The 14,617-nt window shown below is 68.2% G+C and carries 12 protein-coding genes and 1 tRNA gene; 9 read left to right on the forward strand and 4 right to left on the reverse strand.

What is annotated here, in order from left to right; genetic code table 11:
- Positions 1-452: 452 nt before the first annotated feature.
- Positions 453-1,103 carry a class I SAM-dependent DNA methyltransferase gene (locus RM423_RS16640; protein WP_311424168.1) on the reverse strand — a complete coding sequence of 217 codons (651 nt, stop codon included), beginning with the start codon at positions 1,101-1,103 and terminating at the stop codon, positions 453-455.
- A gap of 129 nt (positions 1,104-1,232) precedes the next feature.
- On the opposite strand from RM423_RS16640, the gene RM423_RS16645 reads away from it, so the two are divergent.
- Complete coding sequence (locus RM423_RS16645; protein WP_311424169.1) at positions 1,233-2,588, forward strand: serine hydrolase domain-containing protein; 1,356 nt, start codon at positions 1,233-1,235, stop codon at positions 2,586-2,588.
- On the opposite strand, the gene RM423_RS16650 is transcribed toward RM423_RS16645, so the two are convergent.
- Together RM423_RS16650 and RM423_RS16655 are read right to left on the reverse strand one after the other, a co-directional pair.
- Positions 2,560-3,498 (reverse strand): META domain-containing protein, encoded by a 939-nt coding sequence (locus RM423_RS16650; RefSeq protein ID WP_311424170.1) that lies wholly within the window; start codon positions 3,496-3,498, stop codon positions 2,560-2,562. The two genes, RM423_RS16645 and RM423_RS16650, sit on opposite strands and share 29 nt — an antisense overlap.
- Positions 3,499-3,583: 85 nt before the next feature.
- Positions 3,584-3,666: transfer RNA gene (locus tag RM423_RS16655), tRNA-Leu, on the reverse strand.
- A gap of 194 nt (positions 3,667-3,860) precedes the next feature.
- On the opposite strand from RM423_RS16655, the gene RM423_RS16660 reads away from it, so the two are divergent.
- The 7 genes from RM423_RS16660 to RM423_RS16690 all read left to right on the forward strand — a co-directional run bounded on the left by RM423_RS16660 (position 3,861) and on the right by RM423_RS16690 (position 12,539).
- Positions 3,861-4,706 (forward strand): FhaA domain-containing protein, encoded by an 846-nt coding sequence (locus RM423_RS16660; RefSeq protein ID WP_311424171.1) that lies wholly within the window; start codon positions 3,861-3,863, stop codon positions 4,704-4,706.
- Positions 4,703-5,179, forward strand: a complete 477-nt coding sequence (locus tag RM423_RS16665) for an FHA domain-containing protein FhaB/FipA (RefSeq protein ID WP_449555811.1) — start codon at positions 4,703-4,705, stop codon at positions 5,177-5,179. Before RM423_RS16660 ends, RM423_RS16665 begins: the two co-directional genes overlap by 4 nt.
- 13 nt (positions 5,180-5,192) lie before the next feature.
- On the forward strand, positions 5,193-6,617 hold the full coding sequence (locus tag RM423_RS16670) for a PP2C family protein-serine/threonine phosphatase (RefSeq protein WP_311424173.1): 1,425 nt from the start codon (positions 5,193-5,195) through the stop codon (positions 6,615-6,617).
- Positions 6,614-8,017, forward strand: a complete 1,404-nt coding sequence (locus RM423_RS16675; protein WP_311424174.1) for an FtsW/RodA/SpoVE family cell cycle protein — start codon at positions 6,614-6,616, stop codon at positions 8,015-8,017. The genes RM423_RS16670 and RM423_RS16675 overlap by 4 nt, the downstream gene beginning before the upstream one ends.
- The gene (locus RM423_RS16680; protein WP_311424175.1) at positions 8,014-9,504 is read left to right on the forward strand and encodes a peptidoglycan D,D-transpeptidase FtsI family protein; all 1,491 of its coding nucleotides are present in this window, start codon (positions 8,014-8,016) and stop codon (positions 9,502-9,504) included. Before RM423_RS16675 ends, RM423_RS16680 begins: the two co-directional genes overlap by 4 nt.
- A gap of 37 nt (positions 9,505-9,541) precedes the next feature.
- Entirely contained in the window at positions 9,542-11,473 is a 1,932-nt protein-coding gene (gene pknB / locus RM423_RS16685) for a Stk1 family PASTA domain-containing Ser/Thr kinase (RefSeq protein ID WP_311424176.1), read from the forward strand.
- A 160-nt stretch (positions 11,474-11,633) separates the two neighbouring features.
- Positions 11,634-12,539, forward strand: coding sequence for an SDR family oxidoreductase (locus tag RM423_RS16690; protein ID WP_396327755.1), 906 nt, complete (start codon positions 11,634-11,636; stop codon positions 12,537-12,539).
- A 271-nt stretch (positions 12,540-12,810) separates the two neighbouring features.
- On the opposite strand, the gene RM423_RS16695 is transcribed toward RM423_RS16690, so the two are convergent.
- Complete coding sequence (locus RM423_RS16695; protein WP_311424177.1) at positions 12,811-13,494, reverse strand: SDR family NAD(P)-dependent oxidoreductase; 684 nt, start codon at positions 13,492-13,494, stop codon at positions 12,811-12,813.
- Between the two features lie 87 nt (positions 13,495-13,581).
- On the opposite strand from RM423_RS16695, the gene RM423_RS16700 reads away from it, so the two are divergent.
- The gene (locus tag RM423_RS16700) at positions 13,582-14,412 is read left to right on the forward strand and encodes a helix-turn-helix transcriptional regulator (protein ID WP_311424178.1); all 831 of its coding nucleotides are present in this window, start codon (positions 13,582-13,584) and stop codon (positions 14,410-14,412) included.
- Positions 14,413-14,617 lie beyond the last annotated feature (205 nt).

Genomic DNA, 14,617 nt, shown 5'->3' on the forward strand with positions numbered 1-14,617 from the left:
TCCGCGGACGAGGCATCGACAGCCTCCCCAGCATCCGCACCACCACCGACCAAACCGAGACCTAGACTGCCCACAACCGCTCACTTTTCAAGCGCCGGAACCGACCAGCTTTGGAGCGCCGTCGACAGTGAGAGTCGTGCCGAGCGATCAAGCTCGCGACGGAGGTTCTGCGGTCGTGCCAGGCCAGCTAGGTGTGATGTCCCGTTCAGGCAAATCGTCGCCGCGGACCGCGCCGTCCCCCGATGAACCGCTCTGTCGAGGCCCCTACTTGGTCGAATTTCTAGCTCGGAAGTTGTAATTCAGTGATGGCAGGAGCTCTGCTCGGTAGAGGGGCTTGGGGTCACGAGAACATGCTGCTCGGCGCGCATCGATGAACTGGGACGAGCCGGAAACTGACGGACAAGCCGGGTCACCTGCGCCCGCAGTGCCCAATGCGTAGGACGTGCAACGGACTAGCCGGACTTGCTGGCAAGCAGGTAGGCCTGTGGCGTCTTTTCCCGTTCGCCGGGTTGTCGGACCAGGCGTGCCTGCACCGAGAAGCCGGCATCGTCAAGAAGGGACTCGATGCGCTCGGGCGCCAACCGGTAGGCGTGGAGTCGGACGTCGTGCCCGTACCCATGCTCGATGAGGACGCGCTCGTCGCCGACCTGGAACGCCAGCAGCAGATGCCCGCCGACCGACAGCACGCGGTGGAACTCGGTGAAGGCTGTGGGCAGCAGCGCGGGTGGCGTGTGAATGATCGAGTACCAGGCCACCACCCCGCCGAGACTGGCGTCCTCGGCATCGATCGCGTCCAGGGTGCCCTGTTCGAACCGGAGCCGCGGATGATCACGGCGGGCCACCGCGATCATGGCGGGGGACAGGTCGATGCCGAAGACATCGAGGCCGAGGCAAGTGAGGTAGGCGCTGATCCTGCCGGGGCCACAGCCGGCGTCCACCACCGTCGCGGGACTGGTGTCGCGCACCAGGTCGGCGAAGGCGCCAAGCATCGCCCGGTCGTAGGGCTTGTTCGTGAGCTCGTTGCGAAGCAGGTCGGCATAGGACTCGGCGACGGTGTCGTAAGCGGTGCGTGTGGAAGCCAGAAACTCCGGTGGGTAGCTCACGACGGGGACGCTAGTTGCCGGCACCGACAGATGGCACCACCTAGGAGATCGCCCCGCCGACTCGGTCGAGCAATGTGGCTGTAGCGTCGGAACGCCATCAGTCAGTCTGGAGCTTCTGCGGAGCGAGCATTGAACAGTCACGCCGGTACGCCACAGGACACCCTCGACTACTTCCAGAACTGGTTGTCCTACCGGCGATGGTTCCTGCGGATTCCTGGTGTACAGGCCGTGGCGGGTGAGCAGCGGATCTCGGCGGCGTTCGGGAAGGCCGACGCCAGCACTGGTGAGCTGTTGGGGACGCAGCATCTGTTCCGGATCGCCTCGCATTCCAAGACGTTCACCGCGGTGGCGGTGCTACAACTGCTCGAGCAGGGCAGGGTTCGCCTCGACGACACGGTCGCGACGCACCTGGCGGAACTGGCCGGCGGTCGGATCGGTGAGGTCACTGTGCGTGAGTTGCTGAGCCACGGTGGTGGTGTGATCCGGGACAGCGAGGACGGCGACTTCTGGCAGTTGCACCGCGACTTTCCGGACCGGGCCGAGCTGATTCGCGTTGCCGCCGCGCCGAGTGCGGCTGTGCTCGCGCGCAACGACCGGTTCAAGTACTCCAACATCGCCTACGGCTTGCTCGGCCTGATCATCGAAGCGGTGACCGGCAGCAGCTACGCCGACTCGGTCAATGAGACGATCGTGGACCGCCTGGGATTACGCGACACCGGCCCGGACCTGCCTGAGCAGCGGCGTGCCGATCTCGCCGCCGGGCACAGCTCGCTCTCCTACGCCCGGGACCGCACGGTGATCGACCACGTCCGCACGGGTGCGTTGGCCTCGGCTACCGGCTTCTACGCCACCGCGGCGGACCTGGTGGCGTTCTTCACCGCGTTGCTGCCAGGTGAGAACCGGCTGCTGACTGAGGACTCCCTACGCCAACTGCGCCACCGCGCCTGGCAGGTCAAGGACGCCGAGGTCGGCTATGGGCTGGGGGTGTTCCTCAACCGCATCGGGGACCGCGACCTTCTCGGTCACGGCGGTGGTTATCCCGGGCACATCACCCGAACGCTGGCCTGCCTTGAGAGCAGGGTGGTCGCGGCCGTGCTGACCAACGCCATCGACGGGGCGGCCGAGCCGTTGGCGACAGCGTTGTTCCGGTTGCTGGATCTGGGTGCGGGCGCCACGCACGAGCCGGCAGAGGACGCGGGTCGTTTCACCGGTCGGTTCTCGTGGCTGTGGGGCGTGCAAGATGTGGCGCTGATCGACGGTCACCTCTTCGCGGTGAACCCGACCGCACTCAATCCCGCCGATGACGCCGCTCCACTGGAGGTGGTCGACGGCTCGACGCTCAAAATTGTGGGGGGCCCGGGCGGTGGCGCGGTGGGCGAGCTGATGCACTACGACTTCGCCCCCGACGGCTCCATCCGTACCGTCCGGGGCGGCAGCGGCATGACCATGACCCCCTTCACCCACTCCGACCAGCGCACCGACTAGCAGGGCCGTGCGGGTAGGCCGCGATGACCTTGCCGTGGTTGTCGTAAAAGGTGACCGGGCTCTTGCTCGGCACGAAGCTCGAGGTCCAGACGCCGACGATCCGCAGGCTTGAGCCGGGGACGGCATAAAACTTCAGGGCCGTCTCAGGTGAGCCCGCGGTGGCCTGCGTGGTTACCTTCGCGACTTCGGGAGTCGCCCACCCGCCGAGGAACGTCTGCCCACCCAGGCTGCCCAGACCCAGCACCTCGTCGGCCAGACAGTCCTTCGGCCCTGGCGAGGCGATTCCACCGAACCCCCAAGGTTCGCCGGGGGCCGTGCGCGCCTCGAACTCCAGGCTCAGGTGCGAGCTTCCGTTGGACGGGCCTTTGACGGCGATGCGGTACTGGCCACCGGCACGGTTGCCGGCCAGGATCGTCCGCGCCCGAGGGTTGGGGTAGCTGGAGGACCGGACGCGGTAGACCAGGACATGACCGTCGGGATTCGTCAGGGTCAGGACGCGGTCGGTGATCGCCCAGGACACCGAACGCATCAAAGTCGCCTCGACCTGCCGGTCGAGCTGACCGGGTTCACCGCCGCAGCCCATGGCGGTCGAGGTCCTTCTCGAGAAGGAGATGCGGTCGCTGGTTATGGTCACGGCACCTCCGAAGAAGTTGCATGCGTGCGCACTGAAGTTGCCCTTGGCGCTGAAGTCTGCTGTCGAGTCCGTCGTCACGGTGACTCGCTGCGCGCTGCCTGGGTTGCCGTACGACGCGAGCTGCCAGTCGGTACCAACCAGAGGTGGCTCGGACGCACTGGCCGGTGACCCCGACGGGCGAGTCGACCGGTTGAGCGCGCCGGGCGCGGCCGACGCGCAACCAGCGGTAGTCAGCAGCACACCGACGGCTACGGCGAGGCTGAGTCGAATGCTCATGACAAGTGTGACGCGATGGCCAGTACAAATCATTGCACTCATCAAAAAAATGAGGCCCAGGAAGATTCCCCTGGGGCCCAGTCGGTGCGCAAGGGGGGAGTTGAACCCCCACGTCCTTACGGACACACGGACCTGAACCGTGCGCGTCTGCCATTCCGCCACTTGCGCGTGGGTCTCATGAAGAGACGGCCTAGATTAACACGACCGCTGGGCGTCTCATGCGGGGCTCATAGCCGGCCGCAGATACCATCATCGTCACGCCCCAGGACAACCTGAGGGTCGCCCGCGACACCGAAAGCAAGATCAACCGCCATGCCAGCGCGGCACGACTGCCGCCAGCACCGCCAGAGGAGGGACCGACGTTGAGCCTCGCCCAGCGCTTCGAACGACGCCTGGAGGGCATGGTCGGTTCCGCCTTCGCTCGGGTCTTCAAGGGCCAGGTCGAGCCGGTCGAGATCGGCAACGCCCTACAACGCGAGGCCATGGACAAGAAGGCCGTCATGGGCAACGGCCAGGTGCTGGCGCCCAACCGCTACCGGGTCACCCTCGGCCTGTCGGACTACGAGCGCCTCGCCCCTTGGGAACTCCAGCTCACCAACTCCCTCGCCGAACTGGTGCAGGAGTACCTCGACGACAACCAGCTGGCCACGATCGGTGACATCGAGGTCTACCTGGCCAAGGACGAGGCCCTGCACACCGGCGTCTTCGGTATCGCGTCCCGGATGGAGCCCCAAGCCCCACCGCGGCGCCGTCCGATGGACTCCATGTCAATGCCCGTCGTCGCCGGAAACCCCGACGAGTACGTCCAGCCGTACGGGTCCCAACCGTCCGCCCCGGTCCAGAGCCCGCCGCCTGCCGTGCGGCAGCCCCGTACCCAGGAGCAGCCGCCGCCCTTCCTCGGCGCTCCAGCCAAGCCCCGGTACCGCGCCAGCCTCTCCGTGGACGGCACGCCGCGAACCGTGGAGCTCAAGAACGGCAGCAATGTGATCGGACGGGGCAGCGCCACCGATCTGCAGTTGCTCGACCAGGGCGTCTCACGCCGGCACGCCGACGTCCATGTCGCCGACGGCCGCGCCGCGGTCTATGACCTCGGCTCGACGAACGGCACCTCGGTCAACGGGCACGGCGTGCAGACCCAGGAACTTCAGCACGGCGACGTCATCCGGGTGGGCCACACCCGACTGGTCTTCCACGAGGACAACTCTTGACCTCACCCCTGACGATCCAGCTTATGAGATTCGCGTTCCTGGCGCTGCTCTGGCTGTTCATCTACGGCATGGTGCGGGTCATCCGCCTCGAGCTTCGGACGTCCGGCGCGCCCCGCGTACCAGTTCCGGCGAAGCCGAAGAAGTCCAAGCGCGTCGCGACCGCCGAGCCACGTCCGAGCCGCGGCGGGCTGTCGCAGCTTCTCGTGACCGAGGGCAGCCTCGCCGGAACCCGCATCGCCCTCACCGGCAAGCCGATCCTGATCGGGCGCGCCAACGACTCGACCCTGGTCCTCACCGACGACTATGCCTCCACCCGGCACGCGCGCATCAGCGAGACCAACGGCGTCTGGTACCTGGAAGATCTCGGCTCCACCAACGGAACCTACGTCGGCCAGTCCAAGGTGGAAGGCCCCGTACCGCTGGAAGCGGGGGTAGCCATCCGGATCGGCAAGACCGTCCTGGAGCTCCGATGAGTTGGGCCGAGCGATGGCGCTGACGCTCAAGTACGCCGTCCGCTCCGACCGCGGCCTGGTCCGGGGAAACAACGAGGATTCCGTCTACGCCGGCCCCCGCCTGCTCGCCATCGCCGACGGCATGGGCGGCCACGCGGCCGGTGAGGAAGCGTCCAAGATCGTCATCGGCACCATCGAGGAGCTGGACGACGACCGTCCGATCGCCGACCTGATCGGCGCTCTGCGCAAGACCGTCTCCGACGCGACGGAGACGCTGGCCCATGCCGTCCGCGAGAACCCCGACCTCGAGGGCATGGGTACCACCCTCACGGCGATCCGTTTCGCTGGCAGTCGGATCGCCCTGGTGCACGTCGGTGACTCGCGTGCCTACCTCATGCGCGGCGGCCAGCTGACCCAGATCACGCACGACGACACCTACGTCCAGTCGCTGGTGGACTCCGGCAAGCTGACCGCCGAAGAGGCCGCGCATCACCCCCGCAAGTCGCTCATCCTGCGCGCTCTGAACGGCAACGACGTCGACCCGGACATCTCGATCCGCGAGGCTCGCAAGGGCGACCGCTACCTGCTGTGCAGTGACGGGCTCAGCGACGTCGTCACCGCCACCACGCTGCTCGAAGCGCTGTCCTCGGGCACCCCGCAGGGCTGCGCCGACCGCCTGATCGAGCTGGCGCTGCGTGGCGGCGGCCCGGACAACGTCACCTGCATCGTGGCCGACGTGGTCGACCTGAAGAACGGTGACGACGTACCGATCGTGGGCGGTGCGGTGACCGACCGGATCGACCGCCCCGAGTACAGCGACGACTCGCCGGCGTCGAGAGCGGCGCGGATGTCCCGTCCGGAGCAGGTAGAGCCGCCACCGTTGAAAGGTCATCGGACATACCGCCGGGCATTCGTCGGCACACTGGTGACCCTGCTTGTTCTCGCGGCCGCGATAAGTGGCTACCTGTGGACCCAGAAGCAGTACTTCGTCGGCAAGGACGGCGGTGAGGTGGCCGTGTTCCGGGGCGTCAACGCGCACTTCGGCCCGTTCAGCCTGTACTCCATCATCGAGAACGGCGAGATCCACGTCGATGACCTCACCCAGTCCGCGGCCGGCCAGGTCACCAACGGCATCACCGCGAGCAGCCGCAAGGACGCCGACGCGATTCTGGCCAGGCTCGCCGATGAGCTGAAACCGCCATGCCCGGTGGCCGCGAGCCAGGCGCCGGCACCCACCCGAACTACAGCGACGCCCACCAAGACGGCACCTCGAACCACAGCACCCCGAACCACGGCACCCCGAACCACGCCACCCAGAATCACCGCACCGAAGACAACCGCGCCCAGAACCACCGCACCGAAGACAACAGCGCCGAGGGTTTCGGCGACCTCCACCCCGAGCGCGCCGCTCAGCGCGTCGTCGTCCAACTCCCCCGTGCCGGGGGTGGACTGCCGATGAGCGCTCCCTACCGCACTCCCACCCGGCGCGGCATCGAGCTCGCGATGATCCTCGCCACCGCGGTGGTCGTCGCCTGCGCCGAGGCCGTCGTCGAGATCACCCGCAACAACAAGCTCTCCAGCCACGTCCTGACGTACGCGGTGGTGGTGCTCGTCATCGGCGGCGCCTGCCACCTGGCCATCCGCCGTACCGCCCGGTACGCCGACCCGATCCTGCTGCCCTGCGCGATGCTGCTGGTCGGCCTGGGGCTGGTGATGATCCACCGCCTCGACCTGGGTCTGGCGCAACAGGCCGCCGAGAACGGCACCACGTACACCGGTGTCGCCGCGGCCAGCCAGGTCGTGTGGGCGTTCCTGGGGCTGTTCGTCTTCCTGGTCGTCCTGTTCGTGGTTCGGGACCACCGGTTGCTCACCCGCTACGCCTACACCCTCGCGCTCATCGGGCTGTTCCTGTTGCTGCTGCCCGCGGTGCTGCCGGCCCAGTACAGCGAGGTCAACGGCGCCCGGATCTGGATCCGGATCGCGGGCTTCTCCATCCAGCCGGGTGAGATCGCCAAGATCGCGCTGACCATCTTCGCGGCGGCCTACCTGGTCGACAAGCGCGATGTGCTGTCACTCGCCGGGCGCCGGGTGATCGGCATCGACCTGCCCCGCGGCCGCGACCTCGGACCCGTCCTGGTGGCGTGGCTGGTGAGCATCGGGGTCCTCGTCCGTGATCACGACCTGGGCACGTCCCTGATGTTCTTCGGCCTGTTCGTCGTGCTGCTGTACGTGGCCACCGAGCGGGTCAGCTGGGTCATCATCGGCGTGCTGCTCTTCGCGGGCGGCTGCTTCGTGTCCTACGAGCTGTTCGGCACGGTCAAGCAGCGGGTGGACGTCTGGCTGCATGTGTTCAGCTACTTGCAAGATCAGGGTTACCAGATGAGCCAGTCACTGTTCGGTCTCGGCACCGGCGGGCTCTTCGGCGCGGGCCTCGGTGGCGGTCGTCCCGAGCTGGTCCCGGTCGCCAAGTCCGACTTCATCCTGTCCTCGTTCGGGGAGGAGCTCGGGCTGTTCGGCTTGGTCGCCATCCTGGCCGTGTATGTCGTGTTCATCTCGCGCGGTTTCGCGACCGCCCTGGCCGTGCGCGACTCGTTCGGCAAGCTGCTCGTCACCGGCCTGTCCTTCTCGTTCGGGCTCCAGCTGTTCGTGGTCGCAGGCGGCATTTCCCGGCTGCTGCCCGAGACCGGCCTCACCACGCCGTTCCTCTCGTACGGCGGGTCGTCCCTGATCGCCAACTTCGGGCTGCTCGCGCTGCTGCTGCGGGTCTCCGACGCCGCGCGCCGGCCCCCGACCACGCCCCCCTCGGCCGTCACCACCGACAGCGGGCCGATCCCGACGGCCGCGAAGGGGCGCCGATGAACCGCCCGATCCGCCGCGTCAGCATCTTCGTAGGCATTCTGCTGCTGGCCGTCGTCCTGAACCTGAACTGGGTGCAGGTCATCAAGGCCGACCAGTACAAGGACAACGCAGCGAACCGGCGGATGGTGCTGGACCAGTACAAGCGCCAGCGCGGGTCCATCGTGCTGCGCGGCTCCGGCACGCCGGTTGCCGAGTCGGTGCCGACGAAGGACGCGCTGATGTACCTGCGCAAGTACGCCAACGGCCCGCTGTACGCCCCGGTCACCGGCTTCAACTCCCTGTACTACGGAGACACCGAGATCGAGGACGCCGAGAGCAGCGTGTTGTCCGGCACTGACAACCGGCTGTTCGTGCAGCGGCTGACGAACCTGCTCACCGGACGGGACACCCGCGGCGGCAACGTCCTGCTCACCCTCAACAAGCAGGCTCAGACGGCCGCGTACCAGGCGATGGGCAACCGGCGGGGCGCGGTGGTGGCGCTCGATCCGGCCACCGGCGCCGTCCTCGCCGCGGTGAGCACGCCGTCCTATGACCCGAACGCGCTGAGCTCGCACTCCGCCGACGGCATTCAGGGGGCCTACAGCAAGTACAGCGCGGACAAGTCCCAGCCGCTGATGAACCGGGCCTTCGACGTCACCTATCCACCCGGATCGGTGTTCAAGGTCGTCGTGGCGGCGGCGGCCCTGAAGAACGGGCGTACCCCGCAGAGTGTGATCCCGGCCGTGAACTCGCTGACCCTGCCGCAGACGAACACCCAGCTGCGCAACTTCGCCGGCGAGCAGTGCGCGAACGGCAGGACCGACACGCTCGATCACGCGCTGGCGATCTCGTGCAACACCGCGTTCGCGCAGCTGGGGATGGACCTGGGCGTGGACACCATCAAGCAACAGGCGGCGCTGTTCGGGATCGACGCCAACGACAGCTCCATCCCGGTCGGGGTGGCGGGATCCTCGGTCGGCCGGATCGAGGACAAGGCGGCGCTGGCGCAGTCGAGCATCGGTCAGCGCGACGTCCGGGTCACGCCGCTGCAGGCCGCGATGATCTCCGCCGCGGTCGCCAACCACGGCACCCTGATGAAGCCGTTCCTGGTGTCCGAGGAGCAGGCCCCCAACTTCGCGACCCTGAACCGTCCCAATCCGCAGGTGCTCAACCAGGTGATGGACTCCACCCAGGCCGGCCAGCTGACCCAGATGATGGTGGACGTCGTCAACAAGGGCACCGGCACGGCGGCCCAGCTCCCGGGCATCCAGGTCGCCGGCAAGACCGGCACCGCCGACAACGGTCCGCAGCGCTCCGACGGCAGCTACGTCAACCCTCCGCACGCCTGGTTCTCGGGCTTCGCACCCGCCGACAACCCCAAGATCGCGGTCGCGGTGATCGTCGAGAACGGGGGCGTCAACGGCAGCGAGACCACCGGTGGCCTGGCCGCCGCGCCGGTCGCGCAGGCCGTGATCAAGGCCTATCTCGGCGCGATCGGGGTTAAATGATGAGCTTTGCACCGCAGCGGAACAGTGAGGACGCTCGATGACCGCACCACGCCTTGTCGGCGGACGCTACGAGATCGGGCCCCTTCTCGGCTACGGCGGCATGGCCGAGGTCCACAAGGGCAAGGACGTGCGGCTGGGACGCGACGTCGCCGTGAAAATCCTGCGCTCGGACCTGGCACGGGACCCGTCGTTCCAGCACCGGTTCCGGCGCGAGGCCCAGGCCGCAGCCGGCCTGAACCACCCGTCCATTGTCGCCGTTTACGACACCGGCGAGGACGGGTCAGCCGATGGCCAAGACGGCGTCACCCCCTACATCGTGATGGAGTTCGTCGAGGGCCAGACCCTGCGCGAGGTGCTCAAGACCGAGGGACGGCTGCCGGCCAAGCGTGCCATGGAAGTCACCGCGGAGGTCTGCGCGGCGCTGGACTTCTCACACCGCTCGGGCATCGTGCACCGCGACGTCAAGCCCGGAAACGTGATGATCACCAGTGCCGGCGCGGTCAAGGTGATGGACTTCGGCATCGCCCGGGCGCTGGCCGACAACGCCGCGACCATGACGGCGACCTCGGCCGTGATCGGCACCGCGCAGTACCTCTCGCCGGAACAGGCCCGCGGCGAGTCGGTGGACGCGCGCTCGGACGTGTACTCGACCGGCTGCCTGCTGTACGAACTGCTCACCGGCAACCCGCCGTTCATCGGGGACTCGCCGGTCGCGGTGGCCTACCAGCACGTCCGCGAGATCCCGCAGGTGCCATCCTCGGTGAACCCGGTCCTCCCACCGGCGCTGGACTCCATCGTGATGAAGGCGCTCGCGAAGAACCCGCTCAACCGCTATCAGACGGCCGCCGACATGCGCGCGGACCTGCTGCGGGCACTGAGCGGTCAGCCCGTCGAGGCCGAATCGGTGATGACCGACTCCGAACGTACCCAGTTCCTGTCGACCGCCACGGCGAAGCCGACCACCCGGGCGGCCGTGCTGACCCCGGCGTACGGCGACGAGGACGACACCGCCAACCATCGCGGCGCCCTGATCTGGACGTCGGTGGTGCTGGCGCTGCTGCTGGTGATCGGTGCGTCGGCCTACTACCTGCTGCGCAACAACGGCAAGCCGGCGCCGATCGCGACGTACCAGGTGCCGTCCCTGGTCGGGCTGTCACCGGGTGCGGCGAACGAGGCGATCCGCAACGTGCACCTGACCCCGGCGACCGCCAAACCGGACGGCAGCAACGGCCCGTGCACCTCGGGCGGCCCGAGCGCGGTGACAGTGAAGAGCCCGACGAAGGGCCGGGTCTGCACCCAGACCCCTGCCGCTGGGACGGAACAGAGCGAGAGCACCACGGTGTCCTACACGGTGTACTCCGGGCCGGCCAACGTCCTGGTGACCTCGGTGACCGGCAACTCCTACGACCAGGCGGCGACACTGTTGCGGGCGCAGGGGCTGGTGCCGAGCCGCGTCAACATCGACAGCTCGCAGGCAGCCGGTCAGGTCGTCAGCCAGGACCCGCCGCCGAACGCGTCCGTGCAGCCCGGCACGACCGTGAAGCTGAGCGTGGCCAACGGCAAGGTGAAGCTGCCCGACGTGACCAAGCTCAGCGAGCAGCAGGCGAAGATGAAGCTCAACCAGCTCGGATTCACCCAGTTCAACCAGGACGTCCAGGCTCCGGTGCAGCCGGGCTTCGAGGTGGGGCAGGTGATGGCGGTGGACCCGACACCGAACATCTTCTACGATCCGGCCACCACCACGATCACCCTGACGATGGCCGTGAAGCCGACGTGCACCACACCGCCGCCACCGTCCCCGTCGGTGACGCCGTCGGACAGTGGCTCGCCGTCCGGCAGCGGTTCAGCGTCTGGTTCGGCATCCGGTTCGGATTCGGGTTCGGTATCAGTCACGCCGACTCCCACCCCGACTCCCACGCCGACTCCCACCCCGACGCCGACGACCGATCCGAACTGCACCCCGGGCTGATCCGTGAAGGGTCAATAGGACTTCGGCACTTTGCTGAGCCGGCCTTCGGCGTCTGGTCTCCAGCGGGGCATTGCAGCTGAGCGTAGCTGATGACACCGGGTGCCGTGCGGGTGCTAACGTGATGACACCAGATGACATCCCATTCCAACTGGAGCTCTTCATGCGCGTACTTGTCACCGGCGCGTCCGGCCACATCGCCTCCGCCGTCATCCCCGAACTTGTCAACAACGCACATCAGGTCGTCGGTCTGGCCCGCTCTGACGCCTCGGCCGAGGCCGTCGCCGCCCTGGGTTCCGAGGTTCGCCGCGGCGATCTCGACGACCTCGACGGTCTCAAGGCCGCGGCCGCCGAGGCCGACGGCGTGATCCACCTCGCCTTCAAGCACGAGGCGATGCGCACCGGCGACTTCATGGGCGCAGTCGACTCAGACCTGGCTGCCATCCAGGCGATCGGTGAGACGCTGATCGGCACCGACAAGCCCTTCGTCACGACCGGCGGCACCCTGATGCTCGCCATGGCCGGGATCACCGGGCGCCCCGGCAACGAGGACGACCAGTCCGCCGGCGGTCCCCGCGTCGATGCGGCGAACTACACGATCGGACTGGCTCGCCACGGCGTGCGCTCGTCCGTCGTTCGGCTCGCGCCGATGGTCCACAGCGACCTCGACCATCACGGCTTCACCCATGCCCTGATCGGCTTCGCTCGGCAGAACGGGGTGGCGGCATACATCGGTAACGGCTCCAACCGCTGGCCGGCGGCCAACACCTACGACATCGGCGTGCTCTACCGCCTAGCGCTGGAGAAGGCCCCCGCCGGCTCGACGCTGCACGGCGTCGGTGACACAGGAATCCCGCGCAAGGTGATCGCCGAGACGATCGCCGGCAAGCTCGGGATCGAGACCAAGAGCATCACCGACGAGCAGGCGCCGCAGTATCTCGGCTTCCTCGCTGCCTTCGCCGGACTCGACAACCCGACGTCCAACGACAAGACCCGCCGACTGCTGGAATGGGAACCCACCCACCCCGGCTGGGTCGAGGACGTGCAGACGGGCCACTACTTCGCCTAACCCGGCTCAAGTCATGCGCCCGTGGCCCGGGGTGTGTCGGCCACGTCGTCGTCGCCTTCGCTATGTGCGCACACGAAGCATCAACCCGACCTACACGCACTTCGAAGGCAAGGCTTCGCGGACCGGCCGCCTTCGCCTGGTCGGCGACTGGCGGGACGGGTGCCCACAGGCCAGGTGCTCATGCCGCCTGTGCCCGCAAGCCGATCGGCAGCCGGTCACCAGGACGGCTGGGCGTGACTGGTGCGTTCTTCGGTGATGCTCATGGTCTTGGCTACCAGGGGACGGTGCCGTCGCGGCCGGTGAACGTACCTGTTGGGCCTTCCCGGCCGATCATGGCCATCGCCACCATGGCGTCCGTGCCCTCGGTGACGGTCTGCGTTCCGGAGTTTCCGTTCAGGTCGGTGGCGGTGTAGCCGGGGTCGACCACGTTGATGCGCAGCGCCGGCAGGGCCCTGGCGTACTGGGTCGTCAGCATCACCAGGGCGCTCTTGCTCGAGCAGTAGGCCGGGGCCAGGACGCTGGACTCGACGCGGTCGGGGTCGTGGGTCACCGCCTGCGAACCGAGACCGCTGGCCACGTTCACCACGACCCCGTTGTCGGACGCGAGCAGCAGCGGCAGGAAGGCGTGCAGAACCCGCACGGGCCCGAAGACGTTCGTCTCATAGACGTGGCGCAGGTCATCGGCGGTGACGTCGGGCACGTCCTTGTGGCTCCCGGCGATGCCGGCGTTGTTGACGAGCACGTCGAGGTGGCCGACGGTCGCGACGGCCGCGACGACGGAGGCGTCATCGGTCACGTCGAGCTGGACGAAGGAGGCTCCGAGGTCGGCGGCGGCCTTCGCCCCGGCTTCGGCGTCGCGAGCGGCGACCCAGACGTCGTGGCCCTCGGCGACCAGACGGCGGGCGGCCTCGAACCCGAGGCCCTTATTGGATCCGGTGATCAGCGTGGTGGTCATGGCTCCACCCTGACGCGCCGGCGCCATGCGCAACCAGGTACCCGCAGGGCCAGGCTGCCGGGGCGACAGCGGCGCACACTGACGGTCATGGATGGACTTGGGGGCGCCCTGCGCGCATGGCGTGAGCGGCTGACAACTGCCGATGTCGGCCTGCCCTCGTTCGGTCGCCGCCGGGCACCGGGCCTGCGGCGCGAGGAGGTGGCGGCCCTGGCCGGGGTGTCGGTTGACTACCTCGTGCGGCTCGAGCAGGGCCGCGCCCGTCACCCGTCCGCGCAGGTCGCCGAGGCGCTCGCCCGGGCACTGCGGCTCCACGACACCGAACGCGACCACCTGCTCCACCTCGCCGGTCTGGCCGACCCGCAGCCCGGGCTCGTACCCACGCGCATCACGCCGGGGGTGCAGCGGCTCCTCGACCGCTTCGGCGACGCACCGGTCTCGGTCCTGGACGCAGCCTGGAACCTGCTGGCGTGGAATCCCCTGTGGGCGGCGCTGATAGGCGACCCGTCCAACTGGCACGGGCGGGACCGGAACCTCGTGTGGCGCGCGTTCACCGACCGTCCGAGCCGTGTCGTGCTCACCGACGCCGAGCACGAGCAGTGGCGCTCCGGACTGGTCGCGGACCTGCGCCTCGTCCTAGCTCGCTACCCCGACGACCCGTCCCTCGCAGCGCTGGTCGGCGAGCTCAACCGCACGAGCGAGGCCTTCGCAGCCCTGTGGGCCACCGGCGGCGTCGGGGTGCAGGCCGCAGCACGCAAGACCTTCCTGCACCCGGACGTCGGCCACCTGACCCTCGACTGCGACGTTCTCGTCGTCCAGGGAACGGACCTCCGCGTCGTCGCATACACCGCCGTTCCGAGCAGCGCAGACGCCGAGGCCCTCGCCCTGATCGGGGTACTGGGACTGCAGACCGTCAGCTGAGCCCGCACCAACTCACAGAACCCCGATGGTCACAGCCGCTCAGCCGCTGACACCGCGCCTCAGACACCATCCCTCACCGGTCCTGTTTGGGGTAGGCCAGGGTGGGCGCCCAGCCCGCGTCGCCTATGACCAACGCCATCGATCAGACGAAGGCGCTGGGCATCAGCGCGAGGCACTGCCCGGCGAGGTCGGCGGTGATCAGCTC

It is taken from the genome of Jatrophihabitans lederbergiae (assembly GCF_031845305.1).
Taxonomy (GTDB): domain Bacteria; phylum Actinomycetota; class Actinomycetes; order Mycobacteriales; family Jatrophihabitantaceae; genus Jatrophihabitans_A; species Jatrophihabitans_A lederbergiae.